The organism is Mangrovactinospora gilvigrisea (assembly GCF_001879105.1).
In the GTDB taxonomy this organism is placed as follows: Bacteria; Actinomycetota; Actinomycetes; order Streptomycetales; family Streptomycetaceae; genus Mangrovactinospora; species Mangrovactinospora gilvigrisea.
Genome location: NZ_MLCF01000017.1, coordinates 1 through 25446, shown reverse-complemented (window position 1 = coordinate 25446; position 25446 = coordinate 1). Strand labels below are relative to the sequence as shown.

The following is a 25446-nucleotide window of genomic DNA, read 5'->3' as shown; positions in this document are numbered from 1 at the left end:
CCGTTCGGCATACGGCAAGCCCGCCACCGACCAAGCAAGGAGCGCACACGGCAATGCAAGACCGTTCAGGGGACGCGCCCGGCCTGAGGGCCCGCGTGAGGGGGAACGACGGGTGGGCGGTGCCCGGCGCCGTACTGACCGTCACCGACATGACCGGCAGTCAGGCCGCCCGCGCGGTCGCGGGGGACGACGGCACGGTCCGCACCGAGCCGGTGTCCGCCGGCGTCTACACGGTCATCGTCACCGCGCCGGGCTACGCGCCGGCCGCGTCGACGGCGATCGTGCCCGCCTCGGGCTCGTCCGACCTCGGCAATCTGACGGTGGAACGGCTCGGCGGGCAGCAGCTGCCGCCCCCGGGCGTGTGGACCATCGACCCGGCGCACTCCTCGGTGGCCGCGTCCGCGCAGCACCTGGGGATGTCCAGCGTGCGGGGCCGGTTCACCCGGTTCAGCGGCAGGATCGAGGTCGGCGGGCGGGCCGAGGAGTCCTCCGTCAGCGCCGAGATCGACGCGGACAGCATCGACACCGGCAACGGGATGCGCGACAAGCACCTGCGCTCCGCGGACTTCATGGACGTGGAGAAGAACCCCGTCATCACCTACGCGGGCAGCCGGGTGACCCCGCTGGGGCCGGACCGCTACACCGTCCACGGGGATCTGACGCTGCACGGCGTCAGCCACGCGGTGGACCTGGACCTCACCTACATGGGGACCGGCCCGGACCCGTGGGGCGGCACGCGGCTGGCGCTGCGCGCGGTGACGGAGCTGCAGCGGTCGGACTTCGCGATGAACTACAACCAGATGGTGCGGGCGGGGATCGCGGCGATCGGCACGACGCTGAAGATCGAGCTCGACATCCAGGCGGTGCAGGGGGATTCGCTCCCCCAGGCGTGACCTCGCCCCCGCGCCCCGGCACCCCGCCCGACTACCGGGCGGGGTGCCTCGGCGCGGTGGGGGCGCCGGCGCGGCGCGGGGCGGGGACGGGGGCCGCCCGGGGCACCGGGGCCACGGAGACCTGCACGCCCTGGTCGGCGAGCGACTGCAGCTCGGCCGCGGCCTGGTCGTCGACGCCCGCCGGGTCGTCCGTCACCAGGTGGGTGATCCCCTCCGGGGGCACCGTCTGGAACATGGTGTCGGTGCCCAGCTTGCCGTGGTCGGCCAGCACGATCACCTCCCCCGCCGACTGCACCAGCGCCCGGTCGACGCTCGCCACCAGCATGTTGCTGGTGGACAGGCCCCGCTCGGCGGTGAGCCCGCTGCCCGAGAGGAAGGCCTTGCCGACCCGCAGGCCGCCGAGGCTCTGCTCCGCCCCGCTGCCCACCAGGGCGTAGTTGGAGGAGAGCAGGGTGCCCCCCGTCATCACCACCTCCGCCCGGTTGGCGTGCGCCAGCGCCTGGGCGACCAGCAGCGAGTTGGTGACCACGGTGAGGCCCGGGATCCGCACCAGCCGGCGGGCCAGCTCCTGCGTGGTGCTGCCGGCACCGACGACCAGGGCGTCACCCTCGTTGACGAGGGTGGCGGCCAAATCGGCGATGGCGGACTTCTCGGCCGAGGCGGCCTGCGGCTTGCCCGGGAAGCCGGGCTCGCGCGAGAGCGCGCCCGGCAGCACCGCACCGCCGTGCCGGCGGTCGAGCAGGCCCTCGGACTCCAAGGCGCGGACGTCCCGACGCACCGTCACCTCGGAGGTCTGCACGACGCGTGCAAGCTCCCGGAGGGACACGGCGCCGTTGGCGCGCACCATTTCCAGAATCAACTGACGACGTTCCGCTGCGAACACGGGACTGACAGTAACCCTCCTGACCGCGAGCTTTCAGCGCTTTGCGGATTGGGACGATACGTGCCCGGGGCTGGCCGTAGCATGGCGGGTAGTGTGCGCCGTCACGCGCCGGGGCATGCGCCCTCCCGTCACCCGCCGCCGCCCTTCCGCGGAAGCGCTCCGCGCGCCTCCGTGCGCCTGGCGGCCGTCCTCCGACCGGGCCACTGTACTGATCGCTACTCCCTGGTGTGCAGCAGTCGGGCGACTTCGGCGAGCGAGCCCGAGAGCGACGGGTAGACCGTGAACGCCTGCGCCACCTGCTCCACCGTCAGATGGTTGTCCACCGCCAGCGACAGCGGGTGGATCAGCTCGCTGGCGCGCGGCGCCACCACCACGCCGCCGACCACGATGCCGGTGCCGGGGCGGCAGAACAGCTTCACGAAGCCGTCCCGGATGCCCTGCATCTTGGCCCGCGGGTTGCGGGAGAGCGGCAGCTTCACGACGCGGGCGTCGATCCGGCCGTTGTCGAGGTCGGCCTGGGTGTAGCCGACGGTGGCGATCTCCGGGTCGGTGAAGACGTTGGAGGAGACCGTCTTGAGGTCCAGCGGCTGCACCGCGTCGCCGAGCGCGTGGTACATCGCGATCCGGCCCTGCATGGCGGCGACCGAGGCGAGCGGCAGCACGCCGGTGCAGTCGCCGGCCGCGTAGACGGCCGGGACGCTGGTGCGCGAGACGCGGTCGGTCTTGATGTGGCCGGAGTCCTTGAGGACGACGCCGGCCTCCTCCAGGCCCATCCCGTCGGTGTTGGGGATGGAGCCGACCGCCATCAGGCAGTGGCTGCCGCTGACGGTGGAGCCGTCGGTGAGCGTCACCTCGACGCGCTCGCCCTTGCGGGTGACGGAGGCGGCGCGGGAGCGGGACATCACGCGCATGCCGCGGCGGCGGAAGACGTCCTCCAGCACGGCGGCCGCGTCCGGGTCCTCGCCGGGCAGCACCCGGTCGCGCGAGGAGACCAGCGTCACCTTGGAGCCGAGCGCCTGGTAGGCGCCGGCGAACTCGGCGCCGGTGACGCCGGAGCCCACCACGATCAGCTCCTCGGGGAGCGTCTCGAGGTCGTAGACCTGCGTCCAGGTGAGGATGCGCTCGCCGTCGGGCATCGCGTCCGGCAGCTCGCGGGGGTGCGCGCCGGTGGAGAGGAGCACGGTGTCGGCGTGCAGCGAGCGGGTGTCGCCGTCCGTCATCTCGACGTGCACGGTGCGGGAGCCGCAGTGCCCGGAGGCCGGGTCGAGGCGGCCGGAGCCCTGAAGAACCGTCACTCCGGCGCGGGTGACGGACGCCAGGATGTCCTTGGACTGGGCCACGGCCAGCGCCTTGACCCGGCGGTTGACCTTGCCCAGGTCGACGCCGACGACCCGGGCGGACTGGTGCTCCGGCGGGGTGTCGTCGGCGACGAGGATGCCGAGCTCCTCGTAGGAGGTGTCGAAGGTGGTCATCACCTCGGCGGTGGCGATGAGCGTCTTGGACGGCACGCAGTCGGTGAGGACGGCCGAGCCGCCGAGGCCGTCGCGGTCGACGACGGTCACCTCCGCGCCGAGCTGGGCCGCCACCAGGGCCGCCTCGTATCCGCCGGGTCCACCACCGATGATCACGATCCGAGTCACGGTGGCCATTGTTCCTCATCCTTGGGGCCGGGCGTCCCACGGACGGCCGGAGGGGGCGGTTCCGGCGGGGCGGGTGGGGCGTTCGGGGCGGTTCGGGTCGGAGTTTGCTGCGGGGATGGGCGGGGCGGGGGTCGTAGGCTGTGGTTCATGTCTCTCTACGCCGCGTACGGCACGAACCTCGACGCGCGGCAGATGTCGCGGCGGGCCCCGCATTCGCCGCTGCGCGGGACCGGATGGCTCAACGGCTGGCGGCTCACCTTCGGGGGCGAGCAGCTGGGCTGGGAGGGGTCGCTGCCCACGGTGGTCGAGGACCCGCTGGCGTCGGTGTTCGTCTCCCTCTACGAGCTGGCCTCCTGGGACGAGCCGGCGCTGGACCGCTGGGAGGGCGTCCCGCTCGGCTTCTACCAGCGGCTGACGGTGCGGGTGGCGACGCTGGACGGGGAGTCGACGGCGTGGCTGTACGTCCTCAACGACTACGAGGGCGGCCTGCCGTCGGCGCGGCACCTGGGCATGCTGGCCGACGCGGCGGAGTCGGCGGGCGCGCCCCACGACTACGTGATGGAACTCCGCAAGCGCCCCTGCGGCTGAGGCGGCCCGCTCCGCCGCGGCAAGCGGCTCCGACCGCCCGGCGAGTCGGGCCAACCGCTTGTGCGGACGGCTCCGCCCCGCTGGTCTACGCGCGTTACGCTCTCCCCTGTGAACGCTCATCAGGAGGACAGCGCCCCCGACCCGTTCCAGGCCGCGCGCCGCGCCGCGGACGCGTTGCGCCGCCTCGCCGGCGACGCCGCCGCCCATGACGTCGCCCTCGTCCTCGGCTCCGGCTGGGCGCCGGCCGCGGACGCGCTGGGCGCGCCCGACCACGAGTTCCCCGTCACCGACCTGCCCGGCTTCAGCGCGCCCGCCGTCGCCGGGCACGCCGGGAAGGTCCGCTCGATCGCGCTGCCCGGCGGCCGGCGCGCCCTGGCCTTCCTCGGCCGCACCCACTACTACGAGGAGCGCGGCGCCGACGCCGTCGCGCACGCCGTCCGCACCGCCGCCGCGGCCGGCTGCAAGACGATCGTCCTCACCAACAGCAGCGGCGGGCTGCAGCCCCACTACCGGGTCGGGCAGCCGGTCCTGATCAGCGATCACATCAACCTCACCGGCGCCTCGCCGCTGCACGGCCCGGCCTTCGTCGACCTCACGGACGTCTACACGCCCCGGCTGCGCGAGCTGTGCAAGCAGATCGACCCCTCCCTGGAGGAGGGCGTCTACGTCCAGTTCCGCGGCCCGCAGTACGAGACGCCGGCCGAGATCGGCATGGTCCGGGCGATGGGCGGCGACCTGGTGGGCATGTCCACCGCGCTGGAGGCGATCGCCGCCCGCGAGGCCGGCGCCGAGGTGCTCGGCATCTCGCTGGTCACCAACGCGGCCGCCGGGATGAGCGGCCATCCGCTGGACCACGAGGAGGTGCTCGCCGCCGGGCGGGACGGCGCCCGCGCGATGGGCGAGCTGCTGGCCCGCGTCCTGGAGCGGCTGTAGCCATGGCCGTGGAGAGTCCGAAGGAGTGGCTGGCGAACGACCCCGATCCGGAGACCCGCGCCGAGCTGGCCGCGCTGCTCGCGGCGGGCGACGAGGCGGAACTGGCCGACCGGTTCTCGGGGTTCCTGCAGTTCGGCACGGCCGGGCTGCGCGGCGAGCTGGGCGCCGGTCCGAACCGGATGAACCGCGCGGTGGTGATCCGCACGGCCGCCGGGCTGGCGGCGTGGCTGCGCGCGCACGGGCACCCGGACGGGTCGGTGGTGATCGGGTACGACGCCCGGCACAAGTCGGACGTCTTCGCCCGGGACACCGCCGCGGTGCTCGCCGCGGCCGGGCTGCGGCCGCTGCTGCTGCCGCGGGCGCTGCCGACGCCGGTGCTCGCCTTCGCGATCCGCTGGGCCGGCGCGGTGGCCGGGGTGCAGGTGACGGCGAGTCACAACCCGCCGCGCGACAACGGGTACAAGGTCTACCTCGGCGACGGCGTGCAGATCGTGCCGCCCGTGGACGCGGAGATCGCGGCGGCGATCGACGCGGCGGGGCCGGTGCGGGGCATCGCGCGCGCGGACCTCTGCGAGGTGCTGGACGAGTCCGTGGTGGAGGCCTACCTCGACCGGGCCTCGACGGTGCTGGAGGCGGACGGGGCTCGGGAGGTCTCCGTCGTCTACACCCCGCTGCACGGGGTGGGCCGCACGGTGCTCGGGGCGGCGTTCGCGCGGTGCGGGTTCCCGCCGCCGGCGGTCGTCCCCGAACAGGCCGAGCCGGACCCGGACTTCCCCACCCTGCCGTTCCCCAACCCGGAGGAGCCGGGCGCGCTGGATCTGGCGTACGCGCTCGCGGAGTCGCTGCCGGAGCGGCCGGACGTGGTGATCGCCAACGACCCGGACGCGGACCGCTGCGCGGTGGCCGTGCCGCTGGACGGCGGCGCCTGGCGGATGCTCCGCGGGGACGAGCTGGGTGCGCTGCTGGCGACGCGGCTGGTGGAGCGGGGGGCGGTGGGGGCGGAGGGTGTCCTGGCGACGACGATCGTCTCGTCCGCGCTGCTGCGGCGGATCGCGGAGCGGGCGGGCGCCGGCTACGCGGAGACGCTCACCGGATTCAAGTGGCTGGCGCGGGTGCCGGGGCTGCGCTTCGGGTACGAGGAGGCGCTCGGCTACTGCGTCGACCCGGCCGGGGTGGCCGACAAGGACGGCATCACGGCGGCGCTGCAGATCGCCGAGTACGCGGCGGAGCTGCGGGCGCGGGGGGAGCGGCTCACCGGCGTGCTGGACCGCCTGGCGGCGGAGTTCGGGCGCCACACGACGGATCAGCTGTCGCTGCGGGTGGACGACCCGGCACGGATCGGCGCGGCGATGCGGCGGCTGCGGGAGGCGCCGCCGAAGCGGCTGGGCGGCTTCGCGGTGACGCGGGTGGAGGACCTCCTGGACGGCGCGGCCGGCCTCCCCCCGACGGACGGCCTCCGCCTGACGCTGGAGCGCGGCTGGGTGGTCATCCGCCCCAGCGGGACCGAGCCCAAGCTCAAGTGCTACTTCGAACTCGTCGACGCCCCGGCGGCGGCCCTCGCCGCGGTGAAGTCGGATCTCGGGTCCGCTCTCGCGGTATGACGTCGACCGGTGTACCGGCACCCGGCCGCCGGTACGCTGGACGGCAACGTAGCGCGATGCGAGTCCCCGGAGGCATCACATGAGCTGGCGCGTGGTGTTCACCACCGAGACCGCGTCCGAGCGCGAGAAGATGCCGCCCGAGCGGCGCGAACTGCTCGACAAGGGCCTGGCCCGGCTCGCCAAGGACCCCCTCAACGACCGTGCCACGCAGCCGTACCGGCTCGGCGGCGACGACACCCGGCTGCGCCTGGCGAACGTGGCGCCCGGCCTCCTGATCACCTACGCCGCCCACGAGGGCGTGCTCATCGTCGTGGTGCTCCGGATCATCGACGAGACCTTCCTCGTCGACGAGTGAGCACGGCGTCGCCGCCGCGCGTCCGCGACGCTCAGACGATGTTGAGGACGACGAGGGCGACGGCGCCCACCGCGAAGGGGACGTAGATCGGCCAGGACCACCGCACCCGCTTGCCGTCGGCCGACGGCTCCGCCTCGCCGCCGAGCGCGCGCTCCCGCAGCGAGCGCAGCTCGTCCAGCGCGTTGTCGGCCCACGACCGGTTCGGGTCGTGCCCCGGCTGCCCCGCCAGGGGATCGCGGGAGGGCCGGTCCACCGGCGTCCGGCCCGACAGGTCGGACATCGCCGCCTTGCGCTGCCGCGACGACGCCCGCCGCCGGGCCCGCATCGAGACGGGGATCGACCACAGCTGGTACTTCTTGCCGTCCACCGTCCGCACCTCGGACGAGTAGCCCGCCGCGAAGTCCGAGACGGCCCGCCACGGCAGCTCGATGGTCCGGAACGGGTTCCGCACCAGCAGCCCCTCGCCGCCCGCCCGGACCACCGGGCGCATGGTGAACGCCACGATCAGCGGCGCGGCCGTCACCACCCCGGCCAGCACCGTCAGCCACAGATGCAGCTCGCTGTTGAAGAGCGCGTCCACCAGCATCACCGCGGCCAGCAGCAGCAGGGCGACGCCGCACACGAACGCGGGCACGGAGCGGTAGACGCGGTCGGCGTACGCGGGCCGCGACGGGGTGCCGTCCCGGTCCGTACGTCCGGTCGACCCGGTAGAGGAGGACGAGGTCATGAGGCCGATTCTGCACGACGTCCGAACACAAGCACAGCGACCCTGGTCTCGTACTACGCGAGTAGATACGGTGATTGCGTGAGCAGATCCGGGACAAACCCGCGCGCGGTCCCCCGCGAGCCCTTCGCCACCGACGCCGAGCTGCGCCGTTTCCTGCACGGCCTGCCGGGCGTGGACGCGGTCGGGCTGGCCGCCCGCGCCGCCGCCCTCGGCACCCGTTCGATCAAGACCACGGCGAAGGCCTTCGCCCTCGACCTCGCCGTGTCGATGATCGACCTCACCACCCTGGAGGGCGCCGACACCCCCGGGAAGGTGCGGTCGCTCTGCGGCAAGGCGCGGCTGCCCGACCCGTCCGACCCGCAGTGCCCCCGTCCGGCGGCGGTCTGCGTCTACCCCGACCTGGCGGCCACCGCCAAACGGGCGCTGGCCGGCACGGGCGTGAAGGTCGCGGCCGTCGCCACCGCCTTCCCCTCCGGCCGCGCCGACCTGGACGTGCGGCTCGCCGACGCCCGCGCGGCGGTCGCCGCCGGCGCCGACGAGGTGGACATGGTGATCGACCGGGGCGCCTTCCTCGCCGGCCGCTACCTGGAGGTCTTCGAGCAGATCCGGCGGGTGCGGGAGGCCGTCGCCCCGCAGGCCCATCTGAAGGTGATCCTGGAGACCGGCGAGCTCCTCACCTACGACGCGGTGCGCCGCGCCTCCTGGCTGGCGATGCTCGCCGGGGCGGACTTCATCAAGACCTCCACCGGCAAGACCGGCGTCAACGCCACCCCGCCCGTCACCCTGCTGATGCTGCAGGCGGTACGGGACTTCCGGGAGGCGACGGGCCGCCAGGTCGGGGTGAAGCCGGCGGGCGGCATCCGCACCGCCAAGGACGCGCTGAAGTACCTCGTCCTCGTCAACGAGACCGCCGGGGACGACTGGCTGAGCCCGGAGTGGTTCCGCTTCGGCGCCTCGTCGTTGCTCAACGACCTGCTGATGCAGCGGCAGAAGATGGCCACGGGCGCCTACTCGGGCCCCGACTACGTGACGGTGGACTGAGTGGGCAGGGACGGCAGGAGCGGCATGGACGGCATGGACGCAGGCATGGGCAAGCTGTTCGAGTACGCCCCGGCGCCGGAGAACCCGGCCGCGGCCGGGGAGATCGCGGCGTCCCAGGGGATGTTCGTGGACGGGGAGTTCGCCCCGGCCGCCGACGGCCGGGTCTTCGGCACGCTGAACCCGGCCACCGAGGAGCAACTCGCCGAGGTGGCGCTGGGCGGCGAGGCGGACGTGGACCGGGCGGTGCGCGCCGCGCGCGCCGCGCTGCCGTCCTGGGCGGCCCTGCCGGGCGCGGAGCGGGCCAAGTACCTCTTCCGGATCGCCCGCATCCTCCAGGAGCGCTCCCGCGAGCTGGCGGTGCTGGAGACGCTCGACAACGGCAAGCCGATCCGCGAGTCGCGGGACGTCGACCTCCCGCTGGTGGCGCAGCACTTCTTCTACCACGCGGGCTGGGCGGACAAGCTGGCGTACGCCTGCCCAGGGCGGAGCCCGCAATCAGACCGCAGCGGCCCGGACCCGCGTCCGGTGGGGGTGTGCGGGCAGATCATCCCGTGGAACTTCCCGCTGATGATGCTCGCCTGGAAGGTGGCGCCCGCGCTGGCCTGCGGCAACACCGTGGTGCTCAAGCCGGCCGAGACGACCCCGCTCACCGCGCTGCGGTTCGCCGAGGTGTGCCGGCAGGCGGGGCTGCCCCGGGGGGTCGTCAACATCGTGACGGGCGACGGCGGGACGGGCGCGGCGCTGGCCGGCCACCCCGACCTGGACAAGGTGGCGTTCACCGGCTCCACCGAGGTGGGCCGGGAGATCGCCCGGACGCTCGCCGGCACCGGCCGGCGGCTCTCGCTGGAGCTGGGCGGCAAGGGCGCCAACATCGTCTTCGACGACGCCCCGCTGGACCAGGCGATCGAGGGCATCGTCGACGGGATCTTCTTCAACCAGGGCCAGGTGTGCTGCGCGGGATCGCGGCTGCTGGTGCAGGAGTCGGTGGAGGAGGAGGTGCTGACGGCGCTGCGGCGGCGGATGGCGACGCTGCGGGTCGGCGATCCGCTGGACAAGAACACCGATGTGGGGGCCGTCAACTCGGCGGCCCAGCTGGCCCGGATCGAGGAGCTGGCGGCGGCCGGCGAGGCGGAGGGCGCGGAGCGCTGGACGGACGCCGGCTGCGAACTGCCGCGGCAGGGCTACTGGTTCGCGCCGACCCTGTTCACCGGGGTCGGCCAGTCGGCGCGGATCGTCCGCGAGGAGGTCTTCGGGCCGGTGCTGGCGGTGCAGACGTTCCGCACGCCGGACGAGGCGGTGCAGAAGGCGAACAACACCCCCTACGGGCTCTCGGCGGGGGTGTGGACGTCCGACGGGGCGCGGGCGCTGGACGTCTCGGGACGGCTGCGGGCGGGCGTGGTGTGGGCCAACACCTTCAACCGCTTCGACGCGGCGTCGCCGTTCGGCGGGTTCAAGGAGTCGGGGTACGGGCGCGAGGGCGGCCGGCAGGGGCTGAAGGAGTATCTGAGTGTCTGACCGGCTGGCAGTGCTGAAGACCTACAAGCTGTTCGTGGGCGGGAAGTTCCCGCGCTCGGAGGGCGGACGGGTGTACGAGGTGGCGGCGGAGAGCGGGGAGTGGCTGGGGAACGCGCCGCTCGGCACGCGCAAGGACGTCCGGGACGCGGTGGCCGCGGCGCGCAAGGGCTTCGGCGGGTGGGCGGCGGCGACCGCCTACAACCGCGGCCAGGTGCTCTACCGGGTCGCGGAGATGCTGGAGACGCGGGGCACGCTGGGCGGGGAGGACGTCGCCGCGGCGGTGGACCGGCTGGTCTGGTACGCCGGGTGGACGGACAAGCTGGCCCAGGTCGCGGGGTCGATGAACCCGGTGGCCGGGCCGTACTGGAACGTCTCGCGCCCGGAGCCGTGCGGGGTGGTGGGCGTGCTGGCGCCGCCGCGCGGCGGGCTGCTGGGGCTGGTGTCCGTGCTGGCGCCGGTGCTGGCCGCCGGCAACGCGGCGGTGGTCGTCCCGGCGGAGGGCGCTCCGCTGGGGGCGCTGGAGCTCGGCGAGGTGCTGGGCGTCTCGGACGTGCCGGCGGGCGTGGTCAACGTGGTGTCGGGGCCGGTGGCGCAGTTGGCGCCGGTGCTGGCCGCGCACGCGGATGTGGACGGGGTGGACCTGACGGGCGCGGCGCCGGAGGCGGTGGCCGAGCTGGAGGGGCTGGCGGCGGGGACGCTGAAGCGGGTGTGGCGGGGGGATCCGGCGGAGGCGTGGGGCGCCGACCCGGGGACGGCGCGGCTGCTGGCGTTCACCGAGCTGAAGACGGTGTGGCACCCGGCGAGTTGGTAGCCGCGCGGCTGCCCCGGTGCCGCCCCTTCGCCCCGGCACCCGCCCGGACGGCTTCGCCGTCCGAGGATGCCGGGGCGGTCGGCATCAGGCGAGCAGCCGGTTCTGCAGGACGGCCGTCTGGTGGAAGGGGAGCGGCGGCGTGTACGCGCGGTGCCACTGGGCGACGACGGCGACGGTGTCGCCCATCACGCTGTAGGCGATGCGCACCTGCTCGTCGCCGTACGGCTCCGCCTCGGCGTAGGCGATCGCCTTGGCGCTGTGCGGCGCGATCGTCTGCTCGTCGTCGTCGCTGCGCACCTCCGCCGCCTTCGCCAGCGTCGGCGTGTCCATGCTGCGGACGTCGAGGTGCTCGGTGAGCAGCGACTCCGCCTCCGCGCCGGTCTTCGCCTGGAGCAGCACCACCACCGTGTGGGTGCCGTCCGGCATCGACCAGGCCTCGGCGGCCGACGAGCGCAGCCGCTCCTCGGAGATCGCGGCCGACATCTTCGTGCGGCCGCCCGGCTGGTAGAGCGCGAGCAGGGTCGGGACGGCGCCGCCCCTGGCCGTCGCCTCCCGGACGGCACCCCGGGGCAGCGGCACCAGCAGGCCGCCGAGGGCGGCGAAGTGACGGCCCGCCGGGTTGGCCCGCCGGTCGCCGGGGAGCGGCTCCCCCGGCTGCAGCGCGGGCGGCGCCGTCCTGGGGAACGCCCATCGTCCGTCGGAGGCGGTGTGCAGTCCGGGGAGCCTGCCGCGCTGCAGCGTGGTGATCCCGTAGCCGGTGCCGCCGCCGATCGCCAGGCAGAGCAGCACGGCGAGCGTCCACCGCACCGCGTTGGGCGCGCCGCGCTTGGGCCGCGGGGCGGCCTGCCGCGGGCCGTAGACGGGCAGTTGGGTCGTCATGTGCTGCTCCCCTGCGGTGCGAGCCGGTCCAGCTGGTCGCGGAAGACGCCGACGGCCGGGGTGAGGCTCTCGTCGGCCGGCGCGGTCACCGTCAGCTCGGCGATGAGGTTGCCGCGTCCCCCGATGCAGTCCATCTCCGTCAGGCCCTTCTCCGGGCGGGTGGGCAGCAGGCAGGAGGCGTTGGCGTGCCCGGGGACCTTGGGGCCGGCGCGCATCGACAGCTGGCCGTAGGCCGTCAGGGTCCGCATCAGCCCGCCGAGCCGGGCCACGACGTCCTGCCGCTTGCTGGTGGCGACCCGCACCTCGTAGAAGGCGCCGGACGGATCCGTGAAGGTGCGGACGGCCTCGCCGGTGACGCCGATGCTCGCCGACGCGGCGAGCCCGCCGGTGATCGACTGGTCTCCGGCGAGGTTCTGGGCGGCGCCGCCGGTGAGGGCGACGTCGTTGCCGTAGCTGCCGACGTCGGGCCCCGGTGCGAACCCGGCCGGGATCGGCACCAGTTGGGCGGCGAGCCCGGTGCGGCGGGCGGGCGGGGCGGACGGCTCGTGGTCGTGGCGCGGCGACGCCCGGTAGACGACGGTCGGGGCGTGGGTCTTCGCCTTGGTGAGCGCGTAACCGCCGCCGCCGAGCACGCCGGCGACCAGGACGAGCGCCAGGACGCCGGTGAGCACGGCGCCGCGCCGGGAGCGCGGCGGAGCCGGCGCCGACGGGGGCGGGGGCGGGGGTGGCGGCGGCGCGGCGTAGGGCTGCGGGTAGCCGTAGCCCGCCGGCGCCTGGGGATGCGGATAGCCGTAGCCGGCGGGGGCCTGCGGCTGCGGATAGCCGTAACCGGCGGGGGCCTGCGGCTGCGGATAGCCGTAACCGGGCTGCGCCGGGCCGGGGTTGTCGCGGTACGGGTTGGGGCGCGGGTCGCTCACAGCCGCCTCCACTGCTTCTCGCCCAGGGCGAGGACGTACGACTCGCTCAGCGTCTCGCCGGAGGCGATCCACATGTCCATCACGATGTCGCCGCGGCGGGCCAGCACGTTCGCCTGGCGGTGGTCCGCGCCGACGAAGAACACGGCGCCGGTGGCGGTGCCGGGGAGCGGGACGGACCCGTCGGTGACGAGCGCGCTGTTGCGCTCGCCGGCCTGGAAGCTCTTCGCCTCGTCGTGCGCCTCGGCCGCGTCGAGGTCGCGGTACTGGACCAGTTCGATCTCGACGACATGCGCGTCGTCCCGCCAGGTGACGGTCGCCCCGCGGCGGTACTCGTCCTGGGCGAGGCCGGTCATGACCGCGCCGGGCCTTCTGAAGTGCGATGCGAACTGCGCCGGGGTGAGGAACCCGTCCACGCCGTCGTCCGCCTTGGTGGCGCCGGGCGGCAGCGGCAGCAGCAGGGTGCGCAGGTCGCCGTCGGACGGCAGGCGCTGGGCGTCGGCGGCCGAGGTGGCGGTGCGGCTGTAGTGGTACGCCGCGCGGTCCCCGGCGAGCGGCGGCAGCGGTGACGGCCTGCGTCCGAACTGGACGGTGTAGCCGCCGACGAGCCCGCCGAGCAGGCCGAGGAGCACGGCGGCTCCGACCAGTGCGCCGGTGGGGACGCGGCGGCGCCGGGGTACGAGGGGTTCGGGGTCGGGGGCCCCGGGACTCGGGTGCATGACTCCTCGTCGGTCTCGGGTTTCGGGTGAGGAAGATGGGATCCGAGACCGACGCGGCAGCCGAATGGTTGTACGACTCCGGAAACCCGCGGTGTTTGCGGGGCTACGGGCGGTATTTGCGCGTGGAGTTGACGCTGTGCTAGTGCCGTGCGCTCCGCTACATCAGGTCGCCGAGCTTCAGCGCGGAGAGCGGCGCGGTGAGGTCCGTGGTGGAGACCGGGCGGAAGTCGGCGACCTTGGTGCCGACGCCGTTGGTGAGCGGGTCGGTGCCGGTGCCGTTGAGCGGGTTGAGCTTGACGGCGCCGATGCCCTGCAGCCCCTGGGCGAGGCCCGAGGTGGCCGAGGTGAGGCCGGAGAGCGCCTGCGAGGAGCCCGAGCCCTGCTGCTCCGGCGCGGTGTGCGGCGGGACGGCCGGGCGGGGGGCGGCCTGCGCGGAGGCGGCGGCTCCGGCGACGAGCGCGGCGGCGCCGGCGACGACGAGGGCGGCTGATCCGGTGCGGTGGGTGCGGAGTCGCATGACAACGGACGCTAGCGGTGCGGCGGGCCGGCGCGGCGGCGCCGTGCGGGGCGATCCCCCGGACGAGTGAGGCCGAACGCCGGAGCGGCCAAGGAGGGCAAGGGAAAGCGGGGCGGCGCCCCCTCGGCATCCGCCCCGCTTCCCGGTCTCTCCGGGGGAGTCCCCCGACGCCCCCCGGATCCCCCGGTTCCCCCCTCGTTCCCCTCCCTGGTCGGTGTGCTCCGGCCGGGGCCTGCCCCGTTTCCCCCGTGATCCCCCGTCAGGACCCCGACCGGTTCCCCCCGCTCCCCCGTGCTCCCCCGATTTCCTCGGCGCTCCTCCCTGACCGCCAAGGCGCTTTCTCAGGCGACCAGCTCGCCGAAGGCGTGGTCCTCGCCGAAGTTCAGCTGGTCGTCGTCGCGCAGCCGGCGCAGCGCGCGCCAGATGCTGGACTTGACGGTGCCCACGCTGATGCCGAGCACATCGGCGATCTCGGGGTCCGTCCGGCCGTCGTAGTAGCGGAGCACCAGCATCGTCCGCTGGTTCTCCGGAAGCTTGGAGAGCGCCTTCCAGAGCACCGTCCGCAGTTCCGTGCCGCGCATGGCGTCGGTGTCGCCGACGACCTCGGGCATCTCCTCGGTCGGGTACTCGCTGACGCGGCGCCGGCGCCAGGCCGAGATGTGCAGGTTGGTCATGGTGCGGCGCAGGTAGCCGCCGACGGCCTGCTTGTCGGCGATCCGGCCCCACGCGCGGTAGGTGGAGAACAGCGCGCTCTGCAGCAGGTCCTCGGCCTCGTAGCGGTCGCCGGTCAGGTGGTAGGCGGTCGCGTAGAGGGAGGCGCGGCGCTCGCGGACGTAGGCGGTGAAGTCCGCCTCCGCGGCGCGCTCGGTCTCGCGCCGGTCCTGCTCGCGCTCCTCGGCGGCGCCGGTGCGCTGCTCGGGGATGCGCCGGTCGGCGAGGCGGGTGGCCGCCGCGGGAACCGCGACCGGGCCCGTCGTCGTCGTGGGGACGGCGGCCAGCGGGCCACGGCGCACCGGGGTACGGCGCGCGGGACGCGCATGGTGCCGTGCCGGTGCGGCCGGAGTGTCCCCCTTGGCCATCAGCGCCGTGGTCATGTGCGCCTCCCCAATTCCGTCGGTGGCCGGCGGCCGCCTGGTGCTGCCGTCGTGGTGAATACCTTGCCCGCGCTCGGTCATGACGGTGTCCGGCGACTGTCACAGGCGTGCAACAGGATGCGGGGTCGCAGGTCGGCGCATGCGCCTCCGCCGTGAGCCGCGCCACCAAGAAATGCCCAACTTTGCGGTAGTTGGCCCTATATAAGCGACGCGAGTAGCGCCGGTGGACTCGAACTCGCGCCCCCCGGTGGGCCAGAATGTCGCCGTGTCCAACCTTCTGCTCATCGAGGATGACGACGCCATCCGGACCGGTCTCGAACTCGCGCTCACCCGCCAGGGCCACAAGGTCACCGCGGCGGCGAGCGGCGAGGACGGATTGGCGCGCCTGCACGACGAGCGACCGGATCTGATCGTCCTGGACGTGATGCTGCCCGGGATCGACGGCTTCGAGGTGTGCCGCCGCATACGTCGCACCGACCAGCTGCCGATCATCCTGCTCACCGCGCGCAACGACGACATCGATGTGGTCGTCGGGCTGGAGTCCGGCGCGGACGACTACATCGTCAAACCGGTGCAGCCCCGTGTCCTCGACGCCCGCATCCGCGCCGTGCTGCGCCGCGGCGAGCGCGACGCCAGCGACTCCACCGCCTACGGCTCCGTCACCATCGACCGCGCCGCCATGACCGTCACCAAGAACGGCGAGGAGCTCCAGCTCACGCCCACCGAGCTGCGGCTGCTCCTGGAGCTGTCGCGCCGCCCCGGCCAGGCCCTCTCCCGCCAGCAGCTGCTGCAGCTGGTCTGGGAGCACGACTACCTCGGCGACTCCCGGCTGGTGGACGCGTGCGTGCAGCGGCTGCGCGCCAAGGTGGAGGACATCCCCTCCTCGCCCCAGCTGATCCGCACGGTGCGCGGCGTCGGCTACCGCCTGGATCCGCCGGCATGACCGCTGCGCCACCACCCGGGCCGTCCGAGGCCCCGTCCGCTCCCGGACGGCTGCGCCGCGCGCTGCGCCGCGTCCGCCTGGGCAGCCTGCGGGTGCGCCTGATCGCGGTCTTCGGGCTGGTCGCGCTGGTCGCCGCGTGCTCCGCGAGCGGCATCGCCTACTGGCTCAACCGCGACGCGCTGCTGAAGCGGACCGAGCAGTCGGTGGTGGACGACTTCCGCAAGAGCCTCAAGGAGAACGTCGGCGCCATGCCGGCGAACCCCGACTGCAGCCAACTGGGCTGGGCCGCCAAGCAGATCAACGCCGGCACCGCCCTCGGCTACCAGGTGGTGCTGCACACCCCCTCCTGCTCCACGCCCGCCGCGGACGCCTCCGACGGCGCCTCCGGCAGCGGGTCCTCGGCCGGCGCCTCCCCGGACGGCTCCCGGACCACCGGCTTCACCTACCCCGACGTGCCGGCCGGGCTCATCGACGCCGTCGGCCACAAGCGCTCCGTGGACGCCGCCAACGCCTGGGCGTACCACATGTACTGGCAGCGCATCACCGTCGGCGGCGCCCCCTACCTGGTGGTCGGCACCCGGGTGGAGTCCTCCTCGGTGACCGGCTACGCCTTCAAGTCTCTGCGCGCGGAGAGCGAGGACCTCTCCTCCCTCGCTTGGTCGCTGGGCATCGCCACCACCCTGGCGCTGATCGCCGCCGCCCTGCTCGCCCAGGCCTCCTCGACGATGGTGCTGCGCCCCATGCAGCGCCTCGGCGACGCGGCCCGCCGGCTGGGCCGCGGCGAGTTCGACGCCCGGCTGCCGGTGCGCGGCACCGACGAACTCGCCGACCTGGCCCGCACGTTCAACGTCACCGCCGAGTCGCTGCAGGGCCGGGTGCAGGAGCTGAAGGACCGCGAGGAGTCCTCCCGCCGCTTCGTCGCCGACATGTCCCACGAGCTGCGCACCCCCCTGACCGCCATCACCGCGGTCACGGAGCTGCTGGAGGACGAGGTGCAGGCGCTGGAGCCGGGCCTCGGGCAGGCGGTGGAGCTGGTCGTCAGCGAGACGCGCCGCCTCAACGACCTGGTCGAGAACCTCATGGAGGTGACCCGGCTGGACGCGGGCACCGCCCGCCTGGTGCTGGACGACGTGGACGTCGCCGACCAGGTGACGTCCTGCATCGACACCCGCGCCTGGCTGGACGCCGTCCAACTGCACGCCGCCCGCGGCATCGAGGCCCGGCTCGACCCGCGCCGCCTCGACGTCATCCTCGCCAACCTGATCGGCAACGCGCTCAAGCACGGCGGCTCGCCGGTGCGGGTCGCGGTGCGCCGCGAGACGGCCGCGCGGGCCGCGCACTCCGGGGAGCGCGCCCGGCTGGAGCGCCCCGGCCCGCTCACCGTGGTCTCCACCAACACCGCGGAGTACCCGGCCGGCACCGAGCTGCTCATCATCGAGGTGGCGGACAGCGGCCCCGGCATCCCCGACGCGGTGCTGCCGCACGTCTTCGACCGCTTCTACAAGGCCGACAGCGGCCGGGTGCGCAGCGCCGGCCTGGGCGGCAGCGGCCTGGGCCTCTCCATCGCCCTGGAGAACGCCCGCATCCACGGCGGCGAGCTGAGCGCCACCAACTCCGCCGCCGACGGCGAGGGCGCCGTCTTCACCCTCACCCTTCCGCTCCGCCCGGTCGCCGCGCCGGCCGACGGGCCCGAGCCGGGCAGCACCACCCCCGAGGAGGCCCCCCAATGAGGGGACGCTCCACCCGCAACCGGCGCACCGCCGGGGCACTGGGCGTGCTGGGCGTGCTCGCCGCGCTCGCGGGCTGCGGGATACGGCCCACCGCCTACCCGGTGGACGCCGGCGCGCCCGCCGGGCGCGCGGACTGCCCCTCGGCGTCCCGGCCGACCGCCGAGGCGGCCGCGGCCACCGAGTCCGCCTCGGTGCTCTACCTGGTGTGCGGGGACCGGCTGGCGACCGTGGCCCGGCTCACCGACACCCCGCCGACCGCCGCCTCGCTGCTGTACCTGCTGCGGCAGGAGGCGCTGCCCTACACCACCGCCGTCCCGCAGGGCCTGTCCACCGCGGACGCGAAGGACGGCGACCCGGCCGGCGCGATCCGGCTGAGCACCGACCCGGCGCGGCTGTCCGGCTGGGCCCGCGCCCAGCTGGTCTGCACCTTCGCCACCAACCTGCACCGCGGCACCGGCGGCATCCCCCTCGGCGGGCCGGACGGCGCCGTCCACGAGGAGGACTGCGCCCAGGCGACCCGCCTCGCGGAGCACGGCGCGGGCGCCGGCTGAACCGCCGCCCCCGAGGCGGTCCGAGGCCGCTCCGGGGGCGCCTCGGGGGGCTTTCGGGGGCGCCGCGGGGGCGTCCGGCTCGGCCCGGTACGTCACTGTTTCGTCACCGGACCCACCCATCGGTGTGACAACGCCCGCCCCCGGGAACCATCGGCGAGCCGCGGCACGTCTTCCGGGGCGTGCAATCAGGAGGCTCCGGAGCACCCGGGGGGACGAACCCGCGCCCGCGCGTCCACGTCGACGCGCCCGCCGTTCGCGTTCTCGGATTCGCGCTGCTCATCGCCTATCTGGCGCTGGTCGCCTGGATCGCGCTGCGGCCCCGCCCGGTGCCCTGGGTCTACGACGCCAACCTGACCCCGTTCGCCTCCGTCCGCCGCAATCTGGCCGAGGGGCCGTGGCCGGCCTTCAAGGCGATCGGCGGGGAGCTGGCGCTGCTGGCGCCGCTCGGCGTGCTGCTGCCGATGCTCTCGGCGCGGCTGGAGTCCTCCGCCGTCGGGTCCTTCCTGCGCAGCACCGCGGCGACCGCGCTGGTCGCCGCGGTGCTGGCGATGGCCCAGTCGTCCGTGCCGGGGCGGATGTTCAACGTCGACGACGTGCTGCTGGGCACCGTCGGCTCCGCACTGCTGCACCTGGCCGTGGTGCCGGCGGCACGCCGCCGGATGCGCCGGCGGGCGGCAGCCGAGGGCACGGCCCCCTCGGACGGCCGCGGCGTGCGGACCCCCGCCGCGGGCACGCGAACGGGGACGGCGCCGCAGCCGACCGCGGCACCGTCCCCGTTCACCGCGCGGCCGACCGCAACGGCCCGGCCGCACAAGTAGCCTCCGCCCCCGCCGGGGCGTGAGCCTCCGTCAGGCGGCGTGCTTGGCGCCGGTGTTGTCCTGGACGGCCCGCTCCAGCGAGTCCAGGTTCTTGGCGATCATGCCGCGGGTGGCCTCGTTGGCGAGCACCGCGGGCGAGTCCGCCTGCACGGCCAGCGCCGAGTGCACCTCGGGGATGGAGACGATCGGGCCGCCGACCACGTAGGCGTTGACCACGCTCAGCAGGTTCCGCAGCTGCAGGTTGGCGGTGAGGCCGCCCGCGTTGCTCGGAAAGGCCGAGAGCACCACCACGTTCTTGCCGGTGAGCACGCCCTGGGCGTAGGGGCGGGAGGCCCAGTCGAGGGCGTTCTTCAGCACCCCGGGGATGTGCCGGTTGTACTCGGGGGTGGAGATGACGAGTCCGTCGGCCTCCTGGATCGCCTGGCGCAGCCGCAGCACCTGGGCCGGCGGGTTGGCCTCCAGGTCCTCGGAGAAGTGCGGGAGCTCCTCGATGCCCTTGTAGACCTCGACCAGCATCCCGGCCGGGGCCAGGGACTGCAGGTTGTGCAGGACGTGGGTGTTGAAGGAGTTGGCGCGGATGGAGCCGGATATGGCCAGCACACGAGACATCGAAGGAGCGTTTCCTCTCACGGAACGTCAGATTGTTCAGAACTCAACAAACGGAGGCTACACCGCCTCCGGGACAACCCCTGACGCGCGCCCCGGAACTCCCCCGAGCCGCAGGTCCGGGTCGGATCGCCCGGCAGGTCGACGCCTCGGGACCCGCCGAGCCGGAGGATGGAGCCATCGACTTCGGAGCCTTTCCGGAGACCGCAGACCACCGCCCCGGCAGTACCGGGGAGAAAGCGAGAATCGCCATGGCCGCCCCGCTCACCCGCCCCACCGAAGGCCGGATGATCGCCGGCGTCTGCGCGGGCCTTGCCCAGCGCTTCGGCATCTCCGCCACCACGATGCGCATCATCGCCGTGCTGTCCTGCCTGCTGCCCGGCCCGCAGTTCGTGATCTACCTCGCGATGTGGGTGCTCATCCCGCAGGAGGGCAGCCCGCGCGCCGCCCGCGGCGGCGTCGGCTTCTGACCCGACCGCACGAACGAGCAAGGGCCGCGCCCCCGGAGCGATCCGGGGGCGCGGCCCTTTGCGCTGCGCGCGGCGGGGCCGGCGGACGGGTCGGTCGTCCGGGCCTCGCGCGGCGGTGCTGTCCTGCGGTGATGCGTGTGATGCGTGTGATGCGTGTGATGCGAGTGATACCGGTGATGCGGTGATGCGGTGACACCGCGGCTGCGGCGCCGGGGCGCCGTGCGGCGTGTCAGCCGCCGATCGGCAGCCCGCCGAGGCCGCCCGGGGCGGCCTGGCTCGCGCCCTGCTGGGCGGCGCCGCTCGCGGACTGCGCCACCTTGCCGACCACCTTGGTCGCGTTGGAGACGGCGCCGGTCACCGGGCCGGTGGAGTCGCCGCCGGGCACCAGGCCGCGGGTCTGCGCCTGCGGCGCGTTCACCGGCAGGCCCTGCAGCTGGTGGGTGGCGCTGGTCACGGCACCGACGACGTCGCCGGCGGGGAGGGAGTGGGTGGCGTTCTCCACCGGGGCGGAGAGGTTGCCGAGGCTGGAGACCGGGCCGGCGAGGGGGCCGGCCGCCGGGATCGGGAGGGCGCGCTGCTGGCCGCCGGCCGGAACCAGGCTGCCGGCCTTGCCGAGCGTCGACACGGTGTCGCCCACCGCGCTCTGGGCGTTCGGCAGTCCGCTGTTGTCCGAGGCCAGGTTCGGAAGCCCCTGGCCCGGGACCAGACCGTCGGCCACGGCGGCGTTCGCAGGGACGGCTGCCGCCGCCGCGAAGGCGACGCCGAGCGCGGCGGCGCCGGCGAGCTTGATGGTTCCCGTCTTCATGTGGGTCCTCGCGTTCGGGATGACTGGGACGAATTCTCCGCCGCCGATTCCTCATGGGGTTCGGGGCGGGGAATACCGGATGACGTTGGCACATCCCCCGGGGCCGGGCAAACACCCCGACATGCGCCCGACACCCGTCGCCGAAGGGCCCGTTCGCGCGGGCGCGCGAGGCCCCGAAGTGTCCGGGGCGCGTCCGCACCCCGTCCCGGGCAGCATCCGGATCAGGCGGTTCCCTGCTGTTCATCGCGGTGTCCGGCCCCGTCCGGGGAGGATCCTGACGCCGTGTCGGCAAACAGCCACTCCGACTTCAGTTCCGCATACCCCGGCTTGATGACGTCATTGATCATCGCGAGCCTTTCACCGAAAGGAATGAAGGCGGACTTCATCGCATTGACGGTGAACCATTGCATGTCGTCGAGCCCGTATCCGAATGCGTCGACGAGATGTGCGAATTCGCGGCTCATCGACGTCCCCGACATCAGCCGGTTGTCGGTGTTGACGGTCACCCGGAACAGCAGCCGGCGCAGCAGCCCGATCGGGTGCGCGGCGTAGGAGGAGGCCGCCCCGGTCTGCAGATTGGACGTCGGGCACATCTCCAGCGGGATCCGCTTGTCCCGCACATAGGCGGCCAGCCGTCCCAGCTCGGCGCCCTCGCCGGCCGCGCCGCCCTCGCGGCCCTCCGTCACCTTGATGTCGTCGATGATCCGCACCCCGTGGCCGAGCCGGTCGGCGCCGCACCACTGCAGCGCCTGCCAGATCGACGGCAGCCCGAAGGCCTCCCCGGCGTGGATGGTGAAGTGGTTGTTCTCCCGCTTCAGGTACTCGAAGGCGTCCAGGTGCCGGGTGGGCGGATGGCCCGCCTCGGCGCCCGCGATGTCGAAGCCCACCACGCCGTCGTCCCGGTGCCGGTTGGCCAGCTCGGCGATCTCCAGCGAGCGGGCGGCGTGCCGCATCGCGGTGAGCAGGGTGCCCACCCGGATGCGGCTCCCGGCGGCGCGGGCCCGCCGCTCGCCCTCCCGGAAGCCCTCGTTGACGGCCCCGACCACCTCGTCGAGCGTCAGCCCCTGCTCCAGGTGCTGCTCGGGGGCATAGCGCACCTCGGCGTAGACGACGCCGTCGGCGGCGAGGTCCTCCGCCGCGTCGCACGCCACCCGCGCCAGCCCGTCGCGGGTCTGCATCACCGCGACGGTGTGCGCGAAGGTCTCCAGGTACCGCTCCAGCGAGCCGGAGTCGGCCGCCTCGCGGAACCAGGCGCCGAGCGCCCCGGGATCGCCGGCGGTGCCGGGCGGCAGGCCCCGGTAGCCCTGCTCGGCGGCGAGCTCGACGATCGTCGACGGCCGCAGGCCGCCGTCGAGGTGATCGTGGAGCAGGACCTTGGGTGCTCGGCGGATCTGATCGTCCGTGATTCTCATCTCCCCACGGTACGCCTACGCGTGTAGATCCGGCTGCGGGAGCACCCAGCCGAGTTCCTGGAAGAGGTCGGCGGCGAGCGTCCGGAGCTGGGGGTCGGCGGCGGCGCGAGTAACAAAGGCGAGCGCGGAGCGCTTCACTGCAAGGGCGGTGGTGGGCGACGGGCGGGAGAACTCGGCGGGCGAGCCGGGGTGGTCGAAGAGGGCGCGCAGCCGGGCGGAGCGGGCCAGCAGGCCGGCGAGCAGCTCCGGCTGCGGGCCGGCCGGCAGCGGGACGTCGCCGTCGCCCTCGGCGGCGAGCACGCCGGTGCGGTGGACATAGAGGAAGGCGCCGTCCAGCGCGGTCCCGTCCGGGAGGGCGACGGGGCCGCGGGCGGGCCGCCGGCGGTAGGTGAGCTCGGTGGCGTCGACGGCGGCGAGCTGCTCGGGGTCGAGCCAGGTCGCTGTGAGGGCGGCGCGGGCGCCGGGCGCGGCGAACGGCGCGGCGGAGATGTAGCCGGCGCGGCTGATGTGCGCGGAGACGCCGACGCCGAGGCCGTCGGCGCGCACCGGGCAGAGCGGGACCGCGCGGGCGGCCGGCGGGAGGGCGGCGAGCTTGTGGTGCAGCTGGGCGGGCGCGGCGTTGGAGCCGACGGCGAGGACGGGCGTGCGGGCGGCCAGCGGGGGCGCGCCGGCCTCGGCGAGGAGGCCGTCGACGGCGGCCCCGTCCCACCGCTGAAGGACCGTCAGGCCGTCCCCCAGCAGGACCGCGGGTCCCGGCGCGGGGCGCCCGGGGTAGGCCAGGGGTTCGAGAAGCGGCACGGCGCCCAGGCCCCAGTCGGCGAGGGGGCGGCTCCCAGGGGAGCCGGCGTCGATGTTCGTGTTCATCCGAAGCCTTTCGTGAGCACCCGGCACCCGGGCCGGGAGGGCGGCACAGGCTCCGCGAAAACGGGGAGGGTCGCCGGGCGGGTCGCGCAGTACGGTGTCCACCGTCCACCGGTTGACAGCCTCCGCTCACACAGAAACTGATAAATTGTGAGATGTGACCCTGCACGTCAAGCGGGCCTTCAAGTACCGCTTCTACCCCACCGACGAGCAGGAAGCCGAGCTGGCACGCACATTCGGCTGCGTCCGCCTGGTCTACAACAAGGCGCTTGAGGAACGCACACGGGCCTGGCGCGGCGAGCAGCGCCGCATGACCTACGTACAATCGTCCGCCAGTCTGACGGAGTGGAAGAGGGCCGGGGAGCTGGCATTCCTCAGGGACGTGTCCTCTGTCCCACTCCAGCAGGCGCTCCGCCATCTTCAGACGGCCTTCACCAACTTCTTCGCCCAGCGGGCCAAGTACCCCCGCTACAAGTCCCGAAAGAAGTCCCGCGCGTCGGCCGAGTACACCCGCAGTGCCTTCACCTGGCGCGGCGGGCGGCTGACTCTTGCCAAGATGACCGCTCCCTTGGATATTCGCTGGTCGCGTCCCTTGCCGGACGACACGGAGCCCACCACGGTTACTGTTTCCCGCGACAGCGCCGGGCGCTGGTTCGTCTCCATGCTGTGCAGTGACCGCGTCGCCCCGGCAGCGGTCACGGCAGACGCGGTCGGCATTGATGCGGGCATCACCTCGCTGGTGGCCCTCTCCACTGGAGAGAAGGTCAGCAACCCCCGGTACGAGCGCCGTGACCGCGGTCGCCTTGCCAAGGCGCAGCGGCAACTGTCACGGAGGGCAAAAGGTTCGGCGAACCGCGAGAAGGCCAGGCGCCGTGTCGCCAGAGTCCACGCCCGGATCTCGGATCGGCGCAAGGATTTCCTGCACAAACTGTCAACTCGACTCGTCCGCGAGAATCAAACGGTCGTGATCGAGGATCTCGCCGTCCGCAGCTTGATCAAGAACCACTCGCTTGCACGAGCAATCAGCGATGCGTCATGGGCGCAACTGCGCTCCATGCTGGAGTACAAGTGCGCTTGGTACGGGCGCGAACTGGTAGTGATCGACCGTTGCTTCCCCAGCTCCAAACTGTGCGGAGCCTGCGGCATCGTCCGAGAAAGCTTGCTGCTGAGCACCCGGGAGTGGACATGCCGGTGCGGCACCGTGCATGACCGCGACGTGAACGCCGCACGCAACATCCTGGCCGCCGGGCTGGCGGCGTCTGCCTGTGGAGGCGACGTAAGACCTCAAAGGGAGTCCTCCCGGACCGGGCGGTCGTCGATGAAGCAGGAATCCCGACGGGCAACCGTCGGACTCCCCCGCCTTCGGGCAGGAGAGGATGCCAAGCCGTGTGTCGTTCCCCTGTCGGGTACGTCTCAGGTCTGATTGAGTTCGCTCATGGTCCATCAGGAGAGGGTCCGGACAAGGGAGTCCGGAGCGGCGGGGCCCGATGTCCGGGCGGTGCTGCTCCTGCTGGTGCCCCGCCGGCGGCGAAGGCGGGCCTGGCCGCTGGGTCCGCTGGAGGAACGGCTGACGCGCTCGGCGCGGGCCGCGGGGGCGGCGGTGCGCAGGGTCGAGGTCGGGCCGTCGGATGCGCCGGCGGCGGTGTCGGCGGCGCTGGGCGCCGCGCTGGGCGGCGTCGCGGACGGGGTGCCGGTGGTGCTGATCGGCGCCGGCGCGTCGGCGCGTCCCGCGCTGTGGGCGGCGGGGCATCCCGCGGTGCGCGGCGTCGGTCTGGTGGGGCTGCGGCTGCCCGCGGCGGGGCCGTCCGGGGAGGAGGCCGAGACGGTCGACCAACTGGCGGGGCGCCGCCTGCTGATGGTCGACGGCGGGCGCGATCCGTGGGCGGACCCGGAGCTGGGGTACCGCTTCGCGGTGCGGGCGCTGGACGCGGCGGACGAGGTGGTGCGGTTCGAGGTGCACGGCGGCCGCAATCCGCTGCGCGCTCGGGCGGAGGATGTGCGCGAGCTGGTCACCGACTGGGCCCTGGCGGTCGCGGTCGACGCGGCCCCCGCACGCGCGCTGGCCGACGCGGCGGCCATCCCCGGCACGGCGGGCCTCCGCATGCCCCTCCAGGACGGCTTCACCTCACGGCACTAGCGG

Annotated in this window: 27 protein-coding genes; 15 read left to right on the top strand and 12 right to left on the bottom strand. The window is 74.0% G+C overall.

The window, feature by feature from the left end:
• Window positions 1–53 precede the first annotated feature (53 nt).
• Complete coding sequence (locus BIV57_RS04955) at window positions 54–893, top strand: YceI family protein (RefSeq protein WP_071655402.1); 840 nt, start codon at window positions 54–56, stop codon at window positions 891–893.
• Between the two features lie 31 nt (window positions 894–924).
• Here BIV57_RS04955 and BIV57_RS04950 read toward each other — a convergent pair whose 3' ends face one another.
• On the bottom strand, window positions 925–1776 hold the full coding sequence (locus BIV57_RS04950) for a DeoR/GlpR family DNA-binding transcription regulator (protein WP_107409452.1): 852 nt from the start codon (window positions 1774–1776) through the stop codon (window positions 925–927).
• A gap of 215 nt (window positions 1777–1991) precedes the next feature.
• A complete protein-coding gene (locus BIV57_RS04945; protein ID WP_071655401.1) occupies window positions 1992–3425 on the bottom strand; it encodes an NAD(P)H-quinone dehydrogenase in 1434 nt (477 codons plus the stop codon).
• A gap of 138 nt (window positions 3426–3563) precedes the next feature.
• On the opposite strand from BIV57_RS04945, the gene BIV57_RS04940 reads away from it, so the two are divergent.
• The 4 genes from BIV57_RS04940 to BIV57_RS04925 all read left to right on the top strand — a co-directional run bounded on the left by BIV57_RS04940 (window position 3564) and on the right by BIV57_RS04925 (window position 6893).
• Window positions 3564–4004: a gamma-glutamylcyclotransferase family protein gene (locus BIV57_RS04940; RefSeq protein WP_071655400.1), complete on the top strand. Its 441-nt coding sequence runs from the start codon at window positions 3564–3566 to the stop codon at window positions 4002–4004.
• A gap of 108 nt (window positions 4005–4112) precedes the next feature.
• On the top strand, window positions 4113–4937 hold the full coding sequence (locus BIV57_RS04935) for a purine-nucleoside phosphorylase (RefSeq protein ID WP_071655399.1): 825 nt from the start codon (window positions 4113–4115) through the stop codon (window positions 4935–4937).
• A gap of 2 nt (window positions 4938–4939) precedes the next feature.
• On the top strand, window positions 4940–6538 hold the full coding sequence (locus BIV57_RS04930; protein WP_071655398.1) for a phospho-sugar mutase: 1599 nt from the start codon (window positions 4940–4942) through the stop codon (window positions 6536–6538).
• A 79-nt stretch (window positions 6539–6617) separates the two neighbouring features.
• Window positions 6618–6893: a hypothetical protein gene (locus tag BIV57_RS04925; protein WP_071655397.1), complete on the top strand. Its 276-nt coding sequence runs from the start codon at window positions 6618–6620 to the stop codon at window positions 6891–6893.
• A gap of 31 nt (window positions 6894–6924) precedes the next feature.
• Here BIV57_RS04925 and BIV57_RS04920 read toward each other — a convergent pair whose 3' ends face one another.
• Window positions 6925–7620 carry a PH domain-containing protein gene (locus BIV57_RS04920; protein ID WP_071655396.1) on the bottom strand — a complete coding sequence of 232 codons (696 nt, stop codon included), beginning with the start codon at window positions 7618–7620 and terminating at the stop codon, window positions 6925–6927.
• Between the two features lie 78 nt (window positions 7621–7698).
• Here BIV57_RS04920 and deoC point away from each other — a divergent pair, with 78 nt between their 5' ends.
• Genes deoC through BIV57_RS04905 form a run of 3 tightly spaced genes read left to right on the top strand, consistent with a single transcriptional unit; the run spans window position 7699 to window position 10987 of the window.
• Window positions 7699–8661: a deoxyribose-phosphate aldolase gene (deoC, locus tag BIV57_RS04915; protein ID WP_071655395.1), complete on the top strand. Its 963-nt coding sequence runs from the start codon at window positions 7699–7701 to the stop codon at window positions 8659–8661.
• Between the two features lie 24 nt (window positions 8662–8685).
• A complete protein-coding gene (locus tag BIV57_RS04910) occupies window positions 8686–10176 on the top strand; it encodes an aldehyde dehydrogenase family protein (protein ID WP_079170011.1) in 1491 nt (496 codons plus the stop codon).
• Window positions 10169–10987, top strand: a complete 819-nt coding sequence (locus BIV57_RS04905) for an aldehyde dehydrogenase family protein (RefSeq protein ID WP_071655394.1) — start codon at window positions 10169–10171, stop codon at window positions 10985–10987. The genes BIV57_RS04910 and BIV57_RS04905 overlap by 8 nt, the downstream gene beginning before the upstream one ends.
• Before the next feature lie 84 nt (window positions 10988–11071).
• On the opposite strand, the gene BIV57_RS04900 is transcribed toward BIV57_RS04905, so the two are convergent.
• The 5 genes from BIV57_RS04900 to BIV57_RS04880 form a co-directional block, all read right to left on the bottom strand.
• The gene (locus BIV57_RS04900; protein ID WP_079170010.1) at window positions 11072–11866 is read right to left on the bottom strand and encodes a hypothetical protein; all 795 of its coding nucleotides are present in this window, start codon (window positions 11864–11866) and stop codon (window positions 11072–11074) included.
• Window positions 11863–12783, bottom strand: coding sequence for a hypothetical protein (locus tag BIV57_RS24900; protein WP_071655393.1), 921 nt, complete (start codon window positions 12781–12783; stop codon window positions 11863–11865). Before BIV57_RS24900 ends, BIV57_RS04900 begins: the two co-directional genes overlap by 4 nt.
• Window positions 12780–13499, bottom strand: coding sequence for a hypothetical protein (locus BIV57_RS23930; protein ID WP_071655392.1), 720 nt, complete (start codon window positions 13497–13499; stop codon window positions 12780–12782). Before BIV57_RS23930 ends, BIV57_RS24900 begins: the two co-directional genes overlap by 4 nt.
• A gap of 157 nt (window positions 13500–13656) precedes the next feature.
• Window positions 13657–14016 carry a lipase chaperone gene (locus BIV57_RS04885; protein ID WP_071655391.1) on the bottom strand — a complete coding sequence of 120 codons (360 nt, stop codon included), beginning with the start codon at window positions 14014–14016 and terminating at the stop codon, window positions 13657–13659.
• A gap of 341 nt (window positions 14017–14357) precedes the next feature.
• On the bottom strand, window positions 14358–15110 hold the full coding sequence (locus BIV57_RS04880; RefSeq protein ID WP_245797430.1) for a SigE family RNA polymerase sigma factor: 753 nt from the start codon (window positions 15108–15110) through the stop codon (window positions 14358–14360).
• A gap of 265 nt (window positions 15111–15375) precedes the next feature.
• On the opposite strand from BIV57_RS04880, the gene BIV57_RS04875 reads away from it, so the two are divergent.
• The 4 genes from BIV57_RS04875 to BIV57_RS04860 all read left to right on the top strand — a co-directional run bounded on the left by BIV57_RS04875 (window position 15376) and on the right by BIV57_RS04860 (window position 19152).
• The gene (locus BIV57_RS04875) at window positions 15376–16053 is read left to right on the top strand and encodes a response regulator transcription factor (protein ID WP_107409456.1); all 678 of its coding nucleotides are present in this window, start codon (window positions 15376–15378) and stop codon (window positions 16051–16053) included.
• Window positions 16050–17783, top strand: a complete 1734-nt coding sequence (locus tag BIV57_RS04870) for a sensor histidine kinase (RefSeq protein WP_071655390.1) — start codon at window positions 16050–16052, stop codon at window positions 17781–17783. Before BIV57_RS04875 ends, BIV57_RS04870 begins: the two co-directional genes overlap by 4 nt.
• A complete protein-coding gene (locus tag BIV57_RS04865) occupies window positions 17780–18334 on the top strand; it encodes a hypothetical protein (protein WP_071655389.1) in 555 nt (184 codons plus the stop codon). The genes BIV57_RS04870 and BIV57_RS04865 overlap by 4 nt, the downstream gene beginning before the upstream one ends.
• Window positions 18335–18513: 179 nt before the next feature.
• Complete coding sequence (locus tag BIV57_RS04860) at window positions 18514–19152, top strand: VanZ family protein (RefSeq protein WP_079170009.1); 639 nt, start codon at window positions 18514–18516, stop codon at window positions 19150–19152.
• 30 nt (window positions 19153–19182) lie between these two features.
• On the opposite strand, the gene BIV57_RS04855 is transcribed toward BIV57_RS04860, so the two are convergent.
• On the bottom strand, window positions 19183–19761 hold the full coding sequence (locus tag BIV57_RS04855) for an NADPH-dependent FMN reductase (protein WP_071655388.1): 579 nt from the start codon (window positions 19759–19761) through the stop codon (window positions 19183–19185).
• Window positions 19762–20009: 248 nt separating this feature from the next.
• Here BIV57_RS04855 and BIV57_RS04850 point away from each other — a divergent pair, with 248 nt between their 5' ends.
• Window positions 20010–20228: a PspC domain-containing protein gene (locus BIV57_RS04850; protein ID WP_071655387.1), complete on the top strand. Its 219-nt coding sequence runs from the start codon at window positions 20010–20012 to the stop codon at window positions 20226–20228.
• Window positions 20229–20457: 229 nt separating this feature from the next.
• Here BIV57_RS04850 and BIV57_RS04845 read toward each other — a convergent pair whose 3' ends face one another.
• The 3 genes from BIV57_RS04845 to BIV57_RS04835 all read right to left on the bottom strand — a co-directional run bounded on the left by BIV57_RS04845 (window position 20458) and on the right by BIV57_RS04835 (window position 23309).
• Window positions 20458–21033: a hypothetical protein gene (locus BIV57_RS04845; protein ID WP_071655386.1), complete on the bottom strand. Its 576-nt coding sequence runs from the start codon at window positions 21031–21033 to the stop codon at window positions 20458–20460.
• A gap of 221 nt (window positions 21034–21254) precedes the next feature.
• Entirely contained in the window at window positions 21255–22445 is a 1191-nt protein-coding gene (locus BIV57_RS04840; protein WP_071655385.1) for an adenosine deaminase, read from the bottom strand.
• 15 nt (window positions 22446–22460) lie between these two features.
• Window positions 22461–23309 carry a hypothetical protein gene (locus tag BIV57_RS04835; protein ID WP_071655384.1) on the bottom strand — a complete coding sequence of 283 codons (849 nt, stop codon included), beginning with the start codon at window positions 23307–23309 and terminating at the stop codon, window positions 22461–22463.
• A gap of 154 nt (window positions 23310–23463) precedes the next feature.
• Here BIV57_RS04835 and BIV57_RS04830 point away from each other — a divergent pair, with 154 nt between their 5' ends.
• Complete coding sequence (locus tag BIV57_RS04830) at window positions 23464–24729, top strand: RNA-guided endonuclease InsQ/TnpB family protein (protein ID WP_071655383.1); 1266 nt, start codon at window positions 23464–23466, stop codon at window positions 24727–24729.
• A 75-nt stretch (window positions 24730–24804) separates the two neighbouring features.
• Window positions 24805–25443, top strand: a complete 639-nt coding sequence (locus tag BIV57_RS04825; protein WP_079170008.1) for a hypothetical protein — start codon at window positions 24805–24807, stop codon at window positions 25441–25443.
• Window positions 25444–25446: the final 3 nt, after the last annotated feature.